Origin of the sequence: Clostridium mobile (genome assembly GCF_018918285.1) — a bacterium.
In the GTDB taxonomy this organism is placed as follows: Bacteria; Bacillota; Clostridia; order Clostridiales; family Clostridiaceae; genus Clostridium_AW; species Clostridium_AW mobile.
Genome location: NZ_JAHLQF010000002.1, coordinates 48143 through 65431, shown reverse-complemented (window position 1 = coordinate 65431; position 17289 = coordinate 48143). Strand labels below are relative to the sequence as shown.

The 17289-nt window shown below is 30.8% G+C and carries 15 protein-coding genes; 9 read left to right on the top strand and 6 right to left on the bottom strand.

Annotated features, from left to right (window positions below; genetic code table 11):
* Positions 1-50 precede the first annotated feature (50 nt).
* Together tpiA and KQI86_RS06210 are read right to left on the bottom strand one after the other, a co-directional pair.
* Positions 51-812, bottom strand: coding sequence for a triose-phosphate isomerase (tpiA, locus tag KQI86_RS06215; RefSeq protein WP_216438417.1), 762 nt, complete (start codon positions 810-812; stop codon positions 51-53).
* Positions 813-841: 29 nt separating this feature from the next.
* A complete protein-coding gene (locus tag KQI86_RS06210) occupies positions 842-1837 on the bottom strand; it encodes a dihydroxyacetone kinase subunit DhaK (RefSeq protein WP_216438416.1) in 996 nt (331 codons plus the stop codon).
* A gap of 221 nt (positions 1838-2058) precedes the next feature.
* Here KQI86_RS06210 and KQI86_RS06205 point away from each other — a divergent pair, with 221 nt between their 5' ends.
* From KQI86_RS06205 to KQI86_RS06185, 5 genes are all read left to right on the top strand, one after another.
* Positions 2059-3600, top strand: a complete 1542-nt coding sequence (locus tag KQI86_RS06205) for an FGGY-family carbohydrate kinase (protein ID WP_216438415.1) — start codon at positions 2059-2061, stop codon at positions 3598-3600.
* Positions 3601-3670: 70 nt separating this feature from the next.
* Entirely contained in the window at positions 3671-5116 is a 1446-nt protein-coding gene (locus tag KQI86_RS06200; protein WP_216438414.1) for an NAD(P)/FAD-dependent oxidoreductase, read from the top strand.
* A gap of 12 nt (positions 5117-5128) precedes the next feature.
* On the top strand, positions 5129-6391 hold the full coding sequence (locus tag KQI86_RS06195) for an NAD(P)/FAD-dependent oxidoreductase (protein ID WP_216438413.1): 1263 nt from the start codon (positions 5129-5131) through the stop codon (positions 6389-6391).
* Complete coding sequence (locus tag KQI86_RS06190; RefSeq protein ID WP_216438412.1) at positions 6392-6760, top strand: DUF1667 domain-containing protein; 369 nt, start codon at positions 6392-6394, stop codon at positions 6758-6760.
* 40 nt (positions 6761-6800) lie between these two features.
* Positions 6801-7565: a DeoR/GlpR family DNA-binding transcription regulator gene (locus tag KQI86_RS06185; protein WP_216438411.1), complete on the top strand. Its 765-nt coding sequence runs from the start codon at positions 6801-6803 to the stop codon at positions 7563-7565.
* A gap of 672 nt (positions 7566-8237) precedes the next feature.
* Here KQI86_RS06185 and KQI86_RS06180 read toward each other — a convergent pair.
* From KQI86_RS06180 to KQI86_RS06170, 3 genes are all read right to left on the bottom strand, one after another.
* Positions 8238-8495 carry a hypothetical protein gene (locus KQI86_RS06180; protein WP_216438410.1) on the bottom strand — a complete coding sequence of 86 codons (258 nt, stop codon included), beginning with the start codon at positions 8493-8495 and terminating at the stop codon, positions 8238-8240.
* A 61-nt stretch (positions 8496-8556) separates the two neighbouring features.
* Entirely contained in the window at positions 8557-8751 is a 195-nt protein-coding gene (locus KQI86_RS06175; RefSeq protein ID WP_216439513.1) for a helix-turn-helix transcriptional regulator, read from the bottom strand.
* Between the two features lie 36 nt (positions 8752-8787).
* Positions 8788-9456 carry a DUF6773 family protein gene (locus KQI86_RS06170; protein ID WP_216438409.1) on the bottom strand — a complete coding sequence of 223 codons (669 nt, stop codon included), beginning with the start codon at positions 9454-9456 and terminating at the stop codon, positions 8788-8790.
* Between the two features lie 747 nt (positions 9457-10203).
* Here KQI86_RS06170 and KQI86_RS06165 point away from each other — a divergent pair.
* The 4 genes from KQI86_RS06165 (at position 10204) to KQI86_RS06150 (ending at position 15244) form a co-directional block, all read left to right on the top strand.
* Positions 10204-10917 (top strand): response regulator transcription factor, encoded by a 714-nt coding sequence (locus KQI86_RS06165; RefSeq protein ID WP_216438408.1) that lies wholly within the window; start codon positions 10204-10206, stop codon positions 10915-10917.
* Positions 10918-12162 carry a sensor histidine kinase gene (locus KQI86_RS06160; protein WP_216438407.1) on the top strand — a complete coding sequence of 415 codons (1245 nt, stop codon included), beginning with the start codon at positions 10918-10920 and terminating at the stop codon, positions 12160-12162.
* 65 nt (positions 12163-12227) lie between these two features.
* Entirely contained in the window at positions 12228-12911 is a 684-nt protein-coding gene (locus KQI86_RS06155; protein ID WP_216438406.1) for an ABC transporter ATP-binding protein, read from the top strand.
* Positions 12908-15244, top strand: a complete 2337-nt coding sequence (locus KQI86_RS06150) for an ABC transporter permease (RefSeq protein WP_216438405.1) — start codon at positions 12908-12910, stop codon at positions 15242-15244. The genes KQI86_RS06155 and KQI86_RS06150 overlap by 4 nt, the downstream gene beginning before the upstream one ends.
* A gap of 318 nt (positions 15245-15562) precedes the next feature.
* On the opposite strand, the gene KQI86_RS06145 is transcribed toward KQI86_RS06150, so the two are convergent.
* Positions 15563-17269 (bottom strand): ABC transporter ATP-binding protein, encoded by a 1707-nt coding sequence (locus KQI86_RS06145; protein WP_216438404.1) that lies wholly within the window; start codon positions 17267-17269, stop codon positions 15563-15565.
* Between the last annotated feature and the right edge of the window lie 20 nt (positions 17270-17289).

The following is a 17289-nucleotide window of genomic DNA, read 5'->3' as shown; positions in this document are numbered from 1 at the left end:
TTTACGTGAATCGCTTTCACAGAGTGCGATGATAGTATTACGGATGGTAGTCATCGGATAAAATTATCTACTATGGATTTAAAGTTCTCAGCTTCTAATCCAAAACGCCCCACGAATACTCCATCTATATCTTCTCTTTTGCTTAATTCCTTAGAATTTTCAGGACCTACTGACCCTCCATATATTATTCTTATATTTTTACTTACTTCTTCACCTAACTCTTTTTTTACAATATCCCTTATATGTCCATGCATGTTTTCTACATAATCCACAGAAGCTGCTTCTTCTTTACCTATTGCCCAAACAGGCTCGTAAGCTAAAATAACCTCTTGTGCATCCTCCTTTGACAATCCATTTAAAGCCCAAAGTATTTGACTTCTTATTTTTATTTCACCTATGTTTTCTTTTTTATCTCTCTCCTCTTCCCCTATGCATACCACGGGAATCATTCCATATTTAAAGGCTAATCTCACCTTTTTATTAATGTTTTCATCTCTCTCATTAAAATAAGACCTTCTTTCTGCATGACCAATTTCCACATAAGAACATCCTAATTCCTTTAAAACTAGTGGTGGCACTTCCCCTGTAAAGGCTCCCTTTTCTTCATAGCACATATTTTGTGCACCATATTTTATAGAGCTATTTTTAAGTACTTCAGATAATTTAGGTATCATAGGAAAAGAAGGTAGTATAAACATCTCCACTCTACTTTCATGCCCCAATAATTTATTTAAATCTTCACCAGTTTCCTCTGCCATATTAATAGAATTAATATGCATTTTCCAACTAGAGCCTATTATTTGCTTTCTCAAACTCCTCCACATCCATTCTTATTGTTAATTTAGTATTGAACAAAGTAAGGGGTGTCACAAGGGTAATCCATCAATTCTTTTAATTCTTCATCCAACTTCATTAAGGTAATTGACATACCTGCCATATCCATAGAAGAAGCGAAGGTTCCTACCAAGGATTTATATACTTTAATCCCCTTTTCCTCCAATATTTCATCAACCTTCCTGTAGCATACATGTAGATCCATCAACGGAGTTGCCCCTAATCCATTCACTAAAACATAAACTTCATCTCCTGATGTAAAAGGAATGTCTGGTAAAATGTGTTCCATTATTTCTCCTACAACTTCATCCGCTTTTCTTAATTTTTCTCTTTTTACACCTGGCTCTCCATGAATGCCCATGCCTATTTCCATATCACCCTCTTCCATATGGAATATAGGGCTTCCTTTGGTTGGTAAAGTAGATGAAGACATTGCAACTCCCATGGATCTTGTATTATCGTTAGCTTTCTCTGCCGCTGCCTTTACCTCATCTAAATCTCCTCCCATAGCTGCTTTGGCTGCTGCACATTTAAATACAAAGAAGTCTCCTGCCACTCCTCTTCTTTCACTTATCACTTTAGATGACATTACGTCGTCAGTAACTACTACCGTCTCTACTCTAATACCTTCATCTGTTGCCATTTCAGCTGCCATATCAAAATTCATTACATCTCCTGAATAATTACCGTACATATATAAACAACCCTTGCCGCTATTCACTGCCTTTACAGCATTGTAGCAAGGTTCCGGTGAAGGTGATGTATTAATATTGCCTATAACTGCTGCATCAGCAAAGTTTTCTCCTACATATCCTAAAAACAGTGGCTCATGTCCAGATCCACCACCTATTATTATTCCAACCTTGTCTTTTATGGGGGCAGCATTGCTAATTACTACTCGTCTATCATCTTCTAAAAGCCTTATATATTTCTTATGTGCTCTACAGTATCCTTCTAACATTTCTTCTACAATATTATATGGATCATTAAATAATCTTTTCATTTTTACCCTCCTATTTTATCCTTCTATTTTTTATTTTCATTTATTCTCTTTTATTATTGTTTTGTATTACATGTCTATGTTTTTTCATTTAAAAAAATAACTATTTATACTTTTCCTTTTTTATTTGTATTAATTTCCATTTCACGAATATATTTATAATAAAATTCCATACGAAAAAGTAAGAAATAATAAAAAATAATAAATCTCGAGGGGGTTTAAGTATGAAAAAATACTTAATTGGGCTAGACGCTGGTACTTCACTAGTTAAAAGCGTATTATTTGATCTTCAAGGACATGAACTATTTGTATCTAAGCAAAAAACTCAGGTTCTTACTCCTAAACAGGATTGGGCTGAACAAGATATGTACTCTGTTTTTCAGGCTGCTTTAAACACACTAAGAGAATTAATAGATGAATCCAAAATTAACCCTAAAGATGTATTAGCTATTGGAGTTACAGCTCAAGGGGATGGATGTTGGATGATAGATAAAAATGGAGATCCTATCAGAAATGCTATCCTTTGGTCAGATGGACGAGCAGGAAATATTATTAATGAGTGGCAAGAAAGTGGCCTTTCATCTGAAGCTTACAAAATATGCGGATCATCCCTTTTCCCCGGTGCTCAAAATGCTATTTTGAAGTGGCTAAAGCATAATGAAGCCGAAAACCTTTCCAAAATAGCCCATGCTTTCTACTGTAAAGATTGGTTAAGATATAAATTAACTGGAGTTATTGCAACAGACGAATCCGATGCTTCACTTCCTCATGTCAATATAAGAACAAAAACTTATTCACAGGAACTTTTAAAATTATATGGCATAGATGATCTGAATCATATTTTTCCTGAAATAATTCCTTCTACTAAAGCTTTCGCACCCTTACTTAAAAATGTTGCAGACTTTACTGGACTTATAGAAGGAACACCAGTAGTCATCGCTCCTTTTGATGTAATATCTGCTTCAATAGGAGTAGGTGCAATAAACGATGGAAACGCTTGCTCTATAGTTGGGACAACTTGTTTTAATGAAGTTACTATGAGTAGCCCAGATATTACTCCACTAAATGTAGGTATGACTATAGCTCATGGAATACCAAATAAATGGATGAGAGCCCTTGGAGCTATGATGGGAACCCCTAATATAGATTGGTGTATAGATAATATTTGTGCTTTAGATAAAGAGAACTCTAAAAACTCTAATATGGATTTATTCTCATTCTTAGAAGAAAAAGCCCAAAATATTCCTATAGGCTCTAACGGAGTAATATATCACCCTTATTTAAGCCCTGGTGGAGAAAGAGCACCATTTGTTAAACCAACTGCAAGAGCCCAATTTACTGGAATTTGTATGGATCACAATAGATATGACCTTCTAAGAGCTGTATACGAAGGAGTAGCTATGGAAATGTTAGATTGCTATAAGCATATGCCAGGAGAAATTAATGAAGTCCGCTTATCTGGTGGAGGGGCTAGTAGCAGTTTCTGGTGCCAAATGTTCTCAGATGCCACTGGTAAGATAATGAAAGTTCCTCATGGAAGTGAATTCGGTGCTAAAGGTGCTATAATAAACGCTTCTGTTGCTATAAATCTATTCAGCTCTTTTGAAGAGGCAGTAGAAAACATGGTAAGAATCGAAAGACAATTCAATCCTAATATGGATAACCATTTAAAATACGAAAAGCTATATGATTGCTACAGGGATATATATAAAGCCCAGTGGGATCTTTGGGATAAATTAAGCAATACAATTAAAAATTTCTATTAATTTACTCTTAAAGAGATAGCTATGATAAGCAAAATCTTAAGCTATCTCTTTAAAAAGAAAGGTGGTAAATATGAAAGAATATGATGTAATTATTATAGGTGGAGGCATTGCTGGAACATCCATCGCAAGAGAATTATCAAAGTATAATGTTTCAGTGGCTCTTTTAGAAGCTTACTCAGATTTAGGAATTGGAACAACCAAAGGAAATGGCGGCGTCGTACATGCCGGTTATGATCCTAAGCCTAATACTTTAAAAGGCAAATTAAATGTTAATGGCTCTTTAATGTATGAAAAATTATCTAAGGAATTAAGTTTTAAATATAAAAATACCGGCTCATTAGTAGTTGGTTTTGAAGATAAGGATTTAGACTATTTAAAGAAACTATATGAAAATGGAGTGAAAAATTCAGTACCTAATATTGAAATACTTAAAACAGATAAAATAAAAGAAATAGAGCCTAGCATAAGTAATAACGCAAAGTTTGCTCTTTACGCCCCCACCGCAGGAATTGTAGAGCCTTTCGAGGTTGCATTAGCCTTTGGTGAAAATGCATTAGAAAATGGAGTGGATATTTTTTTAAATGAAAAAGTTCTATCCATTGAAAAGGAAAAGAATTATTTTTATTTAGAGACAGAAAAATTCAAATACAAATCCTCCTATGTAATTAATGCCGCTGGGGTATTTGCAGATGAAATTTCACAAATGGTAAATCTAAAAAATTATTCAATAAAACCTAGATTAGGTGAAATTTTAATCCTAGATAAAAACCACAATACAGGATTAAATACAGTGTTATTCCCTATTCCAAGTGCTCATACAAAGGGTATCGTCGTAATACCTAGTATTACCGGGAACATAATAGTTGGCTCAACCGCAAGAATGGTAGATGATAAAGAAGATCTCTCAAATACTACGGAAGGAATTAATGAATTATTAAATGGAGCCAGAAAAATGGTTCCACAAATAAATAGAAAGATGATAATTAGAGAATTTTCCGGATTAAGAGCCGTTGCTTTAGAAAATAATGATGATTTTTATATAGAAGCTTCCAGTGAAGTTAAGGGCTTTATACATGTAGCTGGTATACAATCCCCTGGAGTAGCCTCTGCTCCCGCCATAGCTGAATATGTTAGAGATATTTTAAGCAATGAAGGTTTGGACTTAAAATTTAAGTCTAACTTTAACCCATATAGAAATGGAATAATACATTTTAGCGATTTATCGATGGAAGAAAGAGAAAAACTTATAAAAGATAATCCTTCCTATGGAAATGTAATTTGTAGATGTGAAACCATAACTGAAGGCGAAATATTACAAAGTATAAATAGACCTTTAGGTGCTAAAACATTAGATGGTGTTAAAAGGAGAACTAGAGCAGGAATGGGCCGTTGTCAGAGTGGATTTTGCCAACATAGAGTTCTTAACATATTATCAAAAGAACTTCATCTATTGGAAAATGAAATATATTTAGAAAATAAATCTTCTAATGTAATATTAAATAGGCTTAAAGGTTAGGAGGGTAGCTATATGAAACACTTAAATTATGATGTGGTTATTATCGGTGGCGGTCCAGCCGGGTTAGCTGCTGCACTAAAAAGTTATGAAGAAAATTGTTCTGTGGCAATTATAGAAAGAAATTCTGAATTAGGAGGAATACTGAATCAATGTATCCACAGTGGATTTGGTCTTCAATATTTTAAAGAAGAATTAACAGGTCCTGAATATGGCCAAATATTTATAGATAAAATCACCAATACAAACATAGATGTATATTTAAATACCATGGTAGTTGATATAACAAAGGACAGAGAAATAACTGCAATAAATAATGATGGTCACATATTAATAGAAGCTAAATCCATAGTTTTATCTATGGGATGCAGAGAAAGAACCCGCGGTTCTATAATGATACCTGGTTCTAGACCTGCTGGAGTATTTACTGCTGGTTTGGCTCAAAGATACATGAATATCGAAAATTTAAAACCTGGAAATAAAGTAGTTATATTAGGTTCTGGAGATATTGGACTTATTATGGCAAGAAGACTTACCATTGAAGGAATAAAAGTCCTTGGTGTTTACGAACTTATGCCCTATCCTAATGGGCTATATAGAAATATAAAGCATTGCCTTGATGATTATGATATTCCTCTTAACCTATCAACCACAGTTACTAATATAATAGGTAAAGACAGAGTAGAAGCTGTAGTTCTATCAAAGGTAGATGAAAACTTGCAGCCTATAGCTGGTACTGAAGAAAAAATAGAATGTGACACTTTAATTCTCTCCATTGGATTAATTCCTGAAAATGAACTCTCAAGCAAAGCAGGTGTAGAATTAAATCCCTTTACCAATGGTCCTTTAGTTGATAGCCATCTTCAAACTTCAACGGAAGGTATTTTTGCTTGTGGGAATGTGCTTCACGTACACGATTTAGTGGATAATGTAACCCTTGAAGCAGAATTAGCTGGAAAAAATGCAGCTCTTTTCTCTAAAGGTGTTTTGTATGAATCTGAAAAAGTCCCTATTGAAACTGAGAAAAATATTAGATATACAGTGCCAAGATATATAAACAAAGCTTTAGAGGAAAATATCAATATATTTTTTAGGGTAACGCACCCAATAGAACAAGGACATTTAGTTTTAAAATCAAAGGATGAAATACTTTTCAAAGGAAAGTTAACCTCTTTTAGACCAAATAAGATGGAAAACTTCATCTTAAATAAGAAGTATTTAAATAATATTGAAAAAGATTTGTTTTTATCCATTGAAGAGATTAAGGAGGTTGAATAAATGTTAGAAAAAACTGTGGTATGCACTACTTGCCCTCTTGAATGCACCTTAAAATTAACAATCAATAACGATGCTATAGAAAGCATCTCCGGCAATAAGTGCTCAAGAGGAATAGATTATGCCAAATTAGAATTTATAGACCCTCAAAGGATTTTTACAAGTACCCTATTAATTAAAGATAATAATAAAGAATCTCTACTTCCTATTAGAAGTAGTAAACCCATATCCCAGAAATTATTCAAAGAAATTATAGAAATTGTCAATAAAACCGAAGTGAGTCCCCCTATAAAAATGGGAGATATAATAATTAATAATATATTAAATTCAGAAATAAATATAGTGGCATCTAGAACTATAATCAAATTATAATTCTATAAGCAAATTATAATTAAAGAAAAGAGGGGATGAGATGCTTGCTTTTGAAAGACATAATAAAATATTAGAGATACTTTATAAAAATAAAAAGGTAACTACCCAAGAGTTAGAATCATTTTTTAGTGTCTCCCCATGCACAATAAGAAATGACCTAAACAAATTAGAAAAAAACGGTCTTCTTCAGCGAATGCATGGTGGTGCTGTTTTACCCCAAAGCTCAATGAAAGATTTGAGTTTTTCTACAAGGGAAGCTCAGCATCAATTAGAAAAAGAAAATATATGCAAAAAAGCTAGTGAATTTATAACCGGAAACCAGTGTATTATAATAGATGCAAGTTCTACAACTCTATACCTATCAAAATATATGGATAATGTAAAAAATTTAACCGTAATCACAAACGGATTATATATAGCAGACAAGTTAAAGGATAATACCAATATTAATGTAATACTTACAGGAGGAGTAGTTCGTCCTAAATCTAATTCCCTAGAAGGACTTCTTGGAAAAAATCTTGTGGAACAAATCAATGCAGATATGGCCTTTGTCTCCGCTAGAGGATTTACTTTAGATGAAGGCCTTACTGAATTTAACATATATGAAGCAGAATTAAAAAAACTACTTGTTTCTCGAGCAAAAAAAGTAATAGCCCTTATGGATTACTCTAAGGTAGGAAAAAATTCCATATCTAGCTTTGCTAAAGCTAGTCAAGTGGATACTCTAATTACAAACTCTAAAGTATCAAAAGATGTGATTAAAGAGTATATGGCTAAAGACCTCGAAGTAATATTATGTGATTGACATAGTTTATTTTCAAAGTTCCTTGTGAATTATTTTGTATATAAATTGTGAGTTTATACAAAGATAATTAGGCATAAAAAATAGGGACTGAGATACATAGTGACGTCGCTTCGAAAAAGGCGCTCCTCCCACTATATACCTCAGTCCCTTTATGTTTTACAGACGTATTTTCAAATATATATTATGATAAATTATTTTCACATTTATAAGTTTCTACAAAAATAATTGTGGTATCCAAAAATGAGAACTAAGTACATAATAACGTCACTTCAAAAAGGCTTTCCTCTTATTATATACTTAGTTCCTTTATGTTTTACAAATATATCTTTACAATTTTATTATGTAGAACTTAAAAAAATGCTATGTAATGTGAAATATGCATTTGAACAAAATCTAGAAATTCTTAATTTATTTTAGAAAGATACCGTTAAGATGCTGTACATGTTTGACCGAAGAGAGTTTGTCAGCATTAGGGATTTTTATAGAATAAATTCTAGAAGTTCTTATTGCAGTGAATTAGCATAAGAAGCATTATATAGCATTTTTTATTTGTTATAACTATAAATTAATATCTCAATTGTGAGTTTCTACAAAGATAATTTAAGTATCTCATTGCATAAAATCTTAAGGAGGAGTTTCAATGTATCATATATTTTTACTATTATCAACTTATTAAACAAATGACATAATACTTATAAATGGACCGAGAAATAATCCCATAAATAAATCATGGTATACTTTTGTAGTATTAAAACTATCTATAATTTCTAAACCTACCACATATAATATAAATGTAATTAGAATAGCACCTATTTTTCTACTATTTTTATTGCCTATTAACTTTTTTATATTTACTTTTTTATAAATGAAATAAAAGATTAAACTAGAAAATATAAGTGCTGGAAGTGTCATTTTAAAATAGTTACTCATAATCTCTCTCCTTTCTATGCTGTCGTATTTTAGAAAAATCTATTAAATTATTATTTATTTACTATTCATCCCAAAATAAATCATTTAGAGTTTTATTCAAAGCCTTACAAATTGCAATACATAAATTAAGTGATGGATTATATTTACCTGCTTCGATTAGTCCAATAGTTTGCCTAGCAACACCAACAGCTTCGGCTAACTGCTCTTGAGACATATCACATTCGATTCTAGCAATTTTCATCTTTTTATTCTTCATATCATTCACCACCAACTTTTATCTATAATAGTTATATTACTCTTCTAATTCTTTATTAGATTTTTTCTCCCCATTAGATATAATCAGTTTCATAGTAAAATAAAATGGTATACCCCACATTGCAGCCGCTCCAAGTATTTTTAGTATTTCCATTGGTTGAAACTTTCCCTGTTCCCATAAATACTCCCATCTCATAAATGTTCCATAAAATAAACTACCTAATATAACTCTCTTCTTAAAGTCTACAATTGTTTTTTTCTTTCTATTTTCGCCTCCCCAAATGAGTAGTCCCCTTTTTACCGCTTTTACTGTAAAAATAGCACTTGGTACAATCCATATTAAAATATAAAGAGCTGTTATGCCAAGCGCTTGCCCTGGTACCAGTAATGCAATAAATTCACCAAATACATAAGTATAGAAACAAATTTCAAAGCTACGTGCACGATATTTATTTTGCAACTCATTTATACATTCATCGTCTGAAGAAAAAATCGGAATGCCATTAATTAATGAGTTACTAATTAAATAACCCATAGATACTGTTATAGCTGCTATTTCTAAAATATAATTAGAAAGTTCCTGTGTAAAAAAAATGTATTTAGTTACTGCCACTGTGACTGTTAAAATAAGTATTAACAGATAAAGAGGTGAACTAATTTTATTAGTTTCTTTTATAATACGCTCATCTTTTAATTTTTTAATCAAAATAACCATCTCCAAATTTTATTTTATTTTCTATAATAAATATAGTATATTATATATTTCTAAATGTCAAATATATATTACATAGTATAATATATAAATTGTATTTCACTATAAATATATGCCATATATGAAAACTTAATAAATTAGTTTCACATTTATAAATTTCTACAAAGATAATTTAATTTCATGAATAGAGAGCTAAGCATATAGTGAAGCTGCTCCGAAAAAGTCGCTATTTTACTACATACTTAGCTCTTTTATAATTTACAAATGTTTAAAGAGAAAGTTAACAGTAAAAAATGTTACACTTAACATAATAAATAACTTAATATTACAGAAAATATACCAAACGATTGGGATAAATTTAAAGAAATCCTTTAAAATCAATGGTTTTACTGCTCTTCCCATTAATCCTCACTTATCTGTAAAACGTTGAACCTTAACATGATATGTAACCAATTTTTCTCTCAAATAATTATCTTTATAATTTCATTGTGCAAAACCTAAAAATGCTATGTAATGCGCCCTATGCATTTAATATAGATAATAGATTTTTAGGTAAATAGATAATAGATCGCTCAAAGGAAAATTATGGATTGATGTTATTGGTTTCAACAAATATAATAAATGGTAAAAAGAGCCTTCTTAAAATGTGGAAATTAAAGGTACCTATAATTTTATAAACGTTATATGATTATTCAAAGTTCAAAGAAGCTCAAGGATAAAAAATACAAAAGGTGGAGTAAAATGATAGAAATAAAATGTATAAATATATTGCTTGTTGAAGATGACATAAGTTTAATTGATGGTCTGGAGTATTCTTTGACAAAGGCTGGATTCAATTTACACATTGCACAAACCGTTGCTGAGGCATTAGATTTATTATCTAAAAATAAGTTTGAATTACTCATTCTAGATATCACTCTGCCAGATGGTACTGGATATGATATATGTAAAAATGTTAGAAGAAATTCAACTGTTCCAATTATTTTTCTTACTGCATTAGATGAGGAGATTAATATTGTTAAGGGTTTAGACATTGGCGGAGATGATTATATTACAAAACCCTTTAAATTAAATGAACTTATTTCTCGAATTCAAGCATTAATAAGACGCTCTAATATTTTTCAATCAAAACCAACCATTCTTGAATCCAATAATATTTCAGTGAATTTATTAGAGAATAGAGCATTTAAAGATGGACAAGAAATTGAGGTTACTTCCGTTGAATATCGTTTATTATGTTATCTCATGGAAAATGAAAATAGGATTTTAACTCGACAACAAATACTTGATTATCTTTGGGATAATAATGGTGACTATATAGATGATAATACTTTATCTGTATATATTAGAAGATTAAGAATGAAGATTGAGAAAAACCCATCCAATCCTAAAATATTATTAACAGTGCGCAGGATGGGATATAAATGGAAAAATGAACCTAGTGGGGTGAAGTAATTGGACTTCATAAGAGATAGGATTAATAGATTTTTAGTAAGTGGTATTTTAATTTTAATTATTTTTTTATGGAGTAGTGGATTTTTTATCCTATCACAAAATGTGAATAGTATGAAAGAGATAATACTGAATAATGATGCTAAGATAGCGGGATATCTATTGGAACAAGGCATGTCTCCAGCTGATGTGGCTAAAGTTGTTACTTCTCAAAAAAATTCAGCACAAATTGAAAATGGAAAAAAGTTATTGAAGTCTATAGGTTATAAAACTGATATAAAAAATGCATATTTACCTAGTATTAAAGAGTTCAATAAAAATAACAAACATAATTTGCTTTATTTTTTGACTATATTCTCTATTATGATTTTAGCTTTAATAATAGCTTATTTAAATATGCAAAAAAACTCTATTATATCAGCTGCAAATATAATTCATAAGTACATAGAAGGTGATTTTTCAGTTAGATTAGATAGTGAGAAGGAAGGAATTTTTTCGCAGTTTTTAGGATCCATTAATGAAATGGCCACTATGCTGTATACTCATCTTGAAAAAGAAAAACAAAGGAAAGAATTTTTAAAGGAAATGATCTCGGATATTTCTCATCAATTAAAAACTCCTATTGCTGCATTAAAAATGTATAATGAAATTATAATTGATGAATATGATAATCCTAATACAATCAAAAAATTTACTGCGAAATCCAATAATTCTATAGAGCGAATGGAATTATTGGTATTAAATTTATTAAAAATGGCAAAATTAGAGACTGGAATTATACATTTGGAAAAAAGAAAAGATAATGTTTTATATATTATTCAAGATGCAATTGAACCTCTTGAAACACGAGCTGAAAATGAGCATAAGAAAATTTCCTATAATGGTGATATTACTATTTCGTTAACATGTGACCGTGACTGGATGATTGAAGCAATTGGAAACATAATTAAAAATGCACTAGATCATACGACAGTAGAAAATACTATAAGTGTTAGTTGTAGAGAAACCCCTATTTTCATAGAAATAAAGATTGTAGATAATGGCAAAGGAATACATCCAGAAGATATACCTAATATATTTAAGCGTTTTTATAGAAGTAAATATTCAAAAAATCGTGATGGCGCTGGACTTGGATTATCATTGGCTAAATCTATTATAGAAGCTAATGGAGGCATTATAACGGTTAACAGTAAATTAAATGTAGGAACAGAATTCACTCTTACATTCATTAAGCTTACAAATAAGTAAGATTAGATACACTTGAGAGTAAGGATAATTTGTTATTCTACCAATAAAGGAAGGTGGAATGAAGAATGGATATATTAGAAGTAAAAAATTTAAGTAAAGTATATGGAAGTGGCGAAAATAAAGTCCAAGCTTTAAAGAACGTTTCATTCAAGGTTGCAAAGGGAGAATTTGTTGCAATTGTTGGGGAATCTGGATCAGGTAAAAGTACTTTATTAAATGAAATTGGTGGATTAGATACACCAACTTCAGGAAAAGTAATTATTGATGGAAGAGACATATTTTCTATGAATGAGAAGAAATTAACTGTATTTAGGCGTAGAAATATAGGATTTGTTTTTCAAGCTTTTAATTTAATTCCTGAATTGAATGTGGAACAGAATATTATTTTTCCACTACTATTAGACTATAAAAAGCCGGATCAGCAATTTGTAGAAGAAATATTAGAGATTTTAGGTTTAAAAGATAGAAGGAATCATATGCCTAATCAGCTTTCTGGTGGACAGCAACAAAGAGTAGCAATTGGGAGAGCGTTAATTGAAAATCCAATGCTTATTTTAGCCGATGAGCCTACGGGCAATCTTGACACTAAAAACAGTAATGATGTTATTTCACTGTTAAAATCTATGTCACAACGCTATCAACAAACCATTTTAATGATTACCCATAACGTTAATATAGCTTCTGCTGCAGATCGCATTCTCTGTGTAACGGATGGTGAACTTTCAGATCTTGGAGGTGTTCTAAAATGACACACTATCTAGATCTGGTGAAAGAATATAATAAAGTTCATAAAAAAGAAAATAAAATGACATTGGTCAGTATTATAATTGCTGTGTTTCTTGTAACAACTATTTTTGGTATGGCAGAAATGGAGATAAAAACTCAAAAAATTAGCATGATTAATCAATATGGTAATTGGCATGTTATGTTCAAAGATATAACAAATGAGCAGGCAAAGTTAATTTCTGCACGTCCAGAAACTGCTTATGGAGGGTGGATTTTTATTATTGATGAAAGTGGTGGTTATACTTTAAAGGGAAAAACAATGTATCTCAATGGAGTTGATAAAGAAATGGCCAAGCAAATGGACGTACAAGTTCAGGAAGGAAGCTATCCTACTGAACCAAATGAAATGTTAATTAACATTTCAGCAAAAGATCGCCTTAAATTAGCTATTGGTGATGAGATAACAATTGATACTCCTGATAAGAAAGTAATCACATTTAAAATTTCAGGATTTTGTAACGATTCATCCATTTTGCTTAAAAATGATGGATATGGTTCTATTTTAACTCCTGAAGGTCTGATGAATAATTTCCCTGAAAGCAGTTATCCAAATAGATTTTATCTTCAATTTAAACCTCATAAAAATATGCAAAATACTATTGTTGATATTTCTAATAAATTATCTATTGAAAAGGACAAAATACAACAAAATAAATATCTGATGGCGGCTTTAGGGCAAAGCAATGATAGTTATATAGCTCAACTATACGTCATAGCTTTTATTCTTTTTATATTGATTTTAATCGCCGCAATTTTAATGATATCAAGTTCTTTTAATACAATAGTTATGAAGAGAATTAGATTTTTTGGATTGCTGAGATGCATAGGAGCATCTAAATCTCAAGTGAAAAGATATGTACTTTATGAAGGTTTGAGATTTAGTTTTAAAGCTATTCCAATTGGTTTATTATCAGGAACGGTAACTGTTTGGATATTAAGTGCTTTTTTAAGGAATGTAAATCCAGCGTATTTTAGTGAAATGCCTGTGTTTAACGTAAGCTTAATTAGTTTGATATCAGGCACAAGTGTAGGATTCTTATCTGTTATACTAGCATCCTTTTCTCCTAGTAAAAAAGCATCCAGAGTATCTCCTTTAAGCGCAATTAATGGAGAAATTAATCAATCAAATAATCAAATATATAAAAAGCCTGTAAATATAAAAAATAAAAAAGTTGATATTGCTATAGGCATGTATCATGCTTATATAAGAAAAAAGAATTTGTTTTTGATGGTAGGATCCTTTTCTATAAGCATTGTTTTATTTCTGTGCTTTAGTGTTGGAATTGATTTCATGAATCAGGCTATTAAACCGGGAAAGCCTTGGTCTCCAGATTTGTCTATAATTAGTAAAGATAATACACAATCTATTCCAAATGAAATGCTAAATAAGGCTATGAGTATTCCTGGTGTTAAACGAGCCTATGGTCGAGCCTTTTCTTATAATATTCCTGTTACTGTCAACCAATCTAAAGGAATGATTAACCTTGTTTCCTATGAAAAGAATCAATTTAAATGGGCCGAAGATCAACTTGTAGATGGAGATATCAAGACAGTTGAGGAAGGGAGTGGAAATGTATTAGTTGCTTATTCACAGGATTTACCTTGGAAAGTCGGTGATAAAATTAAAATTTCTACGTCACATGGAACTAGTACAGTTAATATAGCAGGAATATTAGCTACCAGTCCTTTTGATAGACAAAATGGCGAGCAGACAGTGATCTGTAATGAGGATACCTTCAAGAAGATTATAGGTAAGCCTGGCTATACCATTATTGATATTCAGATTAATAAAAATGCCACTAAAGAAGATATAACAGCTATTCAAAATTTAGCCAAGGATTACATTTTTTCAGATTTACGTAGCAATAATCAAGAAGTCAGAGCGGCAAGATTTTCTTTTTCTGTTTTTATTTATGGATTCCTTGTGTGCATTGCATCTATAACTGTATTCAACATCATCAACAGCATGAATATGAGCATTTCAGCAAAAATGAAAGAATATGGCTACATGCGAGCAATTGGTATGAGTACAGAGCAGCTTAAAAGAATGATTACTGCTGAAGCTGCCACTTATACTATTTGCGGATGCATTGTAGGATGTATGATAGGATTACCATTACACAGATTAATTTTTATGAAATCTATAACTGCAAGGTGGGGACTATCTTGGGCAGTTCCTATTCATGAATTAATAATTATAATTTTTTTAGTAATACTAGCAACCTACGTATCAATTATTGGTCCAATTAGTAAAATACGAAAACTGAATATTGTTACAAACATTGCTGAATATTAAATTTAAGAAGTTCTTATTGCAGTGAATCGGCATAATTAGCGTTATATAGCATTTTTTATTTACTACACTCCTAAGTCGTTTTCACATTTATAGGTTCTACAAAATAATTAAGTTATCCAAAAGATGGAGATGAGATACCTAGTGATGTCACTTCAAAAAAGGCGCTCCTCCCACTATATATCTCATCTCCCTTAAGTTTTACAAAATATAATTAGTTATCAAAATCATAGAGCTAAGCATATAATAAAGCCGCTCCAGAAAAAGTCGCTTTTTTACTACATACTTAGCTCTTTTATATTCTACAAATATATATTTAATTTAAACCGCATTATACAAAGATGCATATATTCCTTCTTGATTTATTAGCTTTTCATGACTTCCTTTTTCCTTTATTCCTTCTGGAGTTAATACTATTATTTCATCTGCATTTTTTATTGTTGAAAGTCTATGGGCAACTATTAATGTAGTTCTTCCCTTTGCTAATTCCTCTAAAGAATTTTGAATCATTAATTCTGTAGCATTATCTAATGCAGAAGTTGCTTCATCTAGTATTAATATTTTAGGATTTTTTAAGAAGACTCTTGCTATAGATAATCTTTGTTTTTGACCACCGGATAATTTTAATCCCTTTTCTCCTATATAAGTGTCATATCCTTCTGGTAAACTCATTATATAATCATGAATATTAGCTCTTTTAGCCGCTTGTACTATCTCATCCTCTGTGGCATCTGGATCTCCATAAAGAATATTTTCTAAGATAGTACCAGTAAATAAAAATACATCCTGCTGAACTATTCCTATATGTTTTCTCAAAGATTCTCTTGTTACAGCGGATATGTCTGTACCATCTATAGTAATCTTTCCTGAATCAACCTCATAAAATCTTGGAATCAGGTTACATAAAGTAGTTTTTCCTCCACCAGATGGCCCTACTAAGGCTATAGTTTTTCCTGACTTTATATTAAGATTAATACCATTTAGCACTCTTCCTTCTTCATCATCATACTTAAAGCTTACATTATTAAATGCAATATCACCTTTTACATCATTTATTTCTATTGCTCCAGGAGAATCTTCCTCTACTCCCTCATTCATAATTTCACAAAATCTTTTAAATCCAGTCATTCCTGATTGTAGTTGCTCAACAAAGTTAATAAGTTTTTTTATAGGATTCATAAACATACTTATATATAGTAGATATGCAACATAATCTCCTAAATTAATCTTACCTAGGTATGTAAAATATCCTCCTAAAGACAATACAGCTAAATTTAAAAAATCCACTATGAAATTCATTCCTGAGAAAAACTCTGCCATAGCTTTATATGCATATTCCCTAGCTACTCTAAAGTTATTATTATCTTTTTCAAACTTCTCTACTTCATAATCTGTACTAACAAAAGCTCTGGATACTCTTGTTCCTGCGATTGAGTTTTCAAGAGACGCATTTACCTCTCCTATTTTTACTCTAGTTTCCGTAAAAGCCTCATCCATTTTAATTCTTTTCTTTATTGCAAACATCACTAATACTGGTATAAAAGCAAAAGTAATTATAGTTAATGGAATATTTATTGTACATAAAACTATAAATGAACCTATAAGCATAACAATTGATATAAATAAATCCTCTGGTCCATGATGGGCAAGCTCTGAAATGTCCATTAAATCATTAACTATTCTAGACATTATAATTCCTGTTTTGTTTTCATCAAAAAACTTAAAAGGCAATTTTTGAAGATGTTTAAAAATATCTCTTCTCATATCTGCTTGCATTCTAACTCCGACTACATGTCCCCAATATTGAAGGAAATAATTTAGTCCCTTTTTCACCAAATATATTATAAGTAAAACTACACTCCATATAATAAGAAAATTTAACTTTCTATTGGGAACATAATCATTTATTATGTTTCTTGTTATCATAGGATAAAACAAATCACAAATAGCTACAAAAAAAGCACAAATTAAATCTACAATAAATAGTTTTTTATGTGGTTTATAATATTTCATAAAATCTCTTACCACAATACCCCCTCCTTATACTT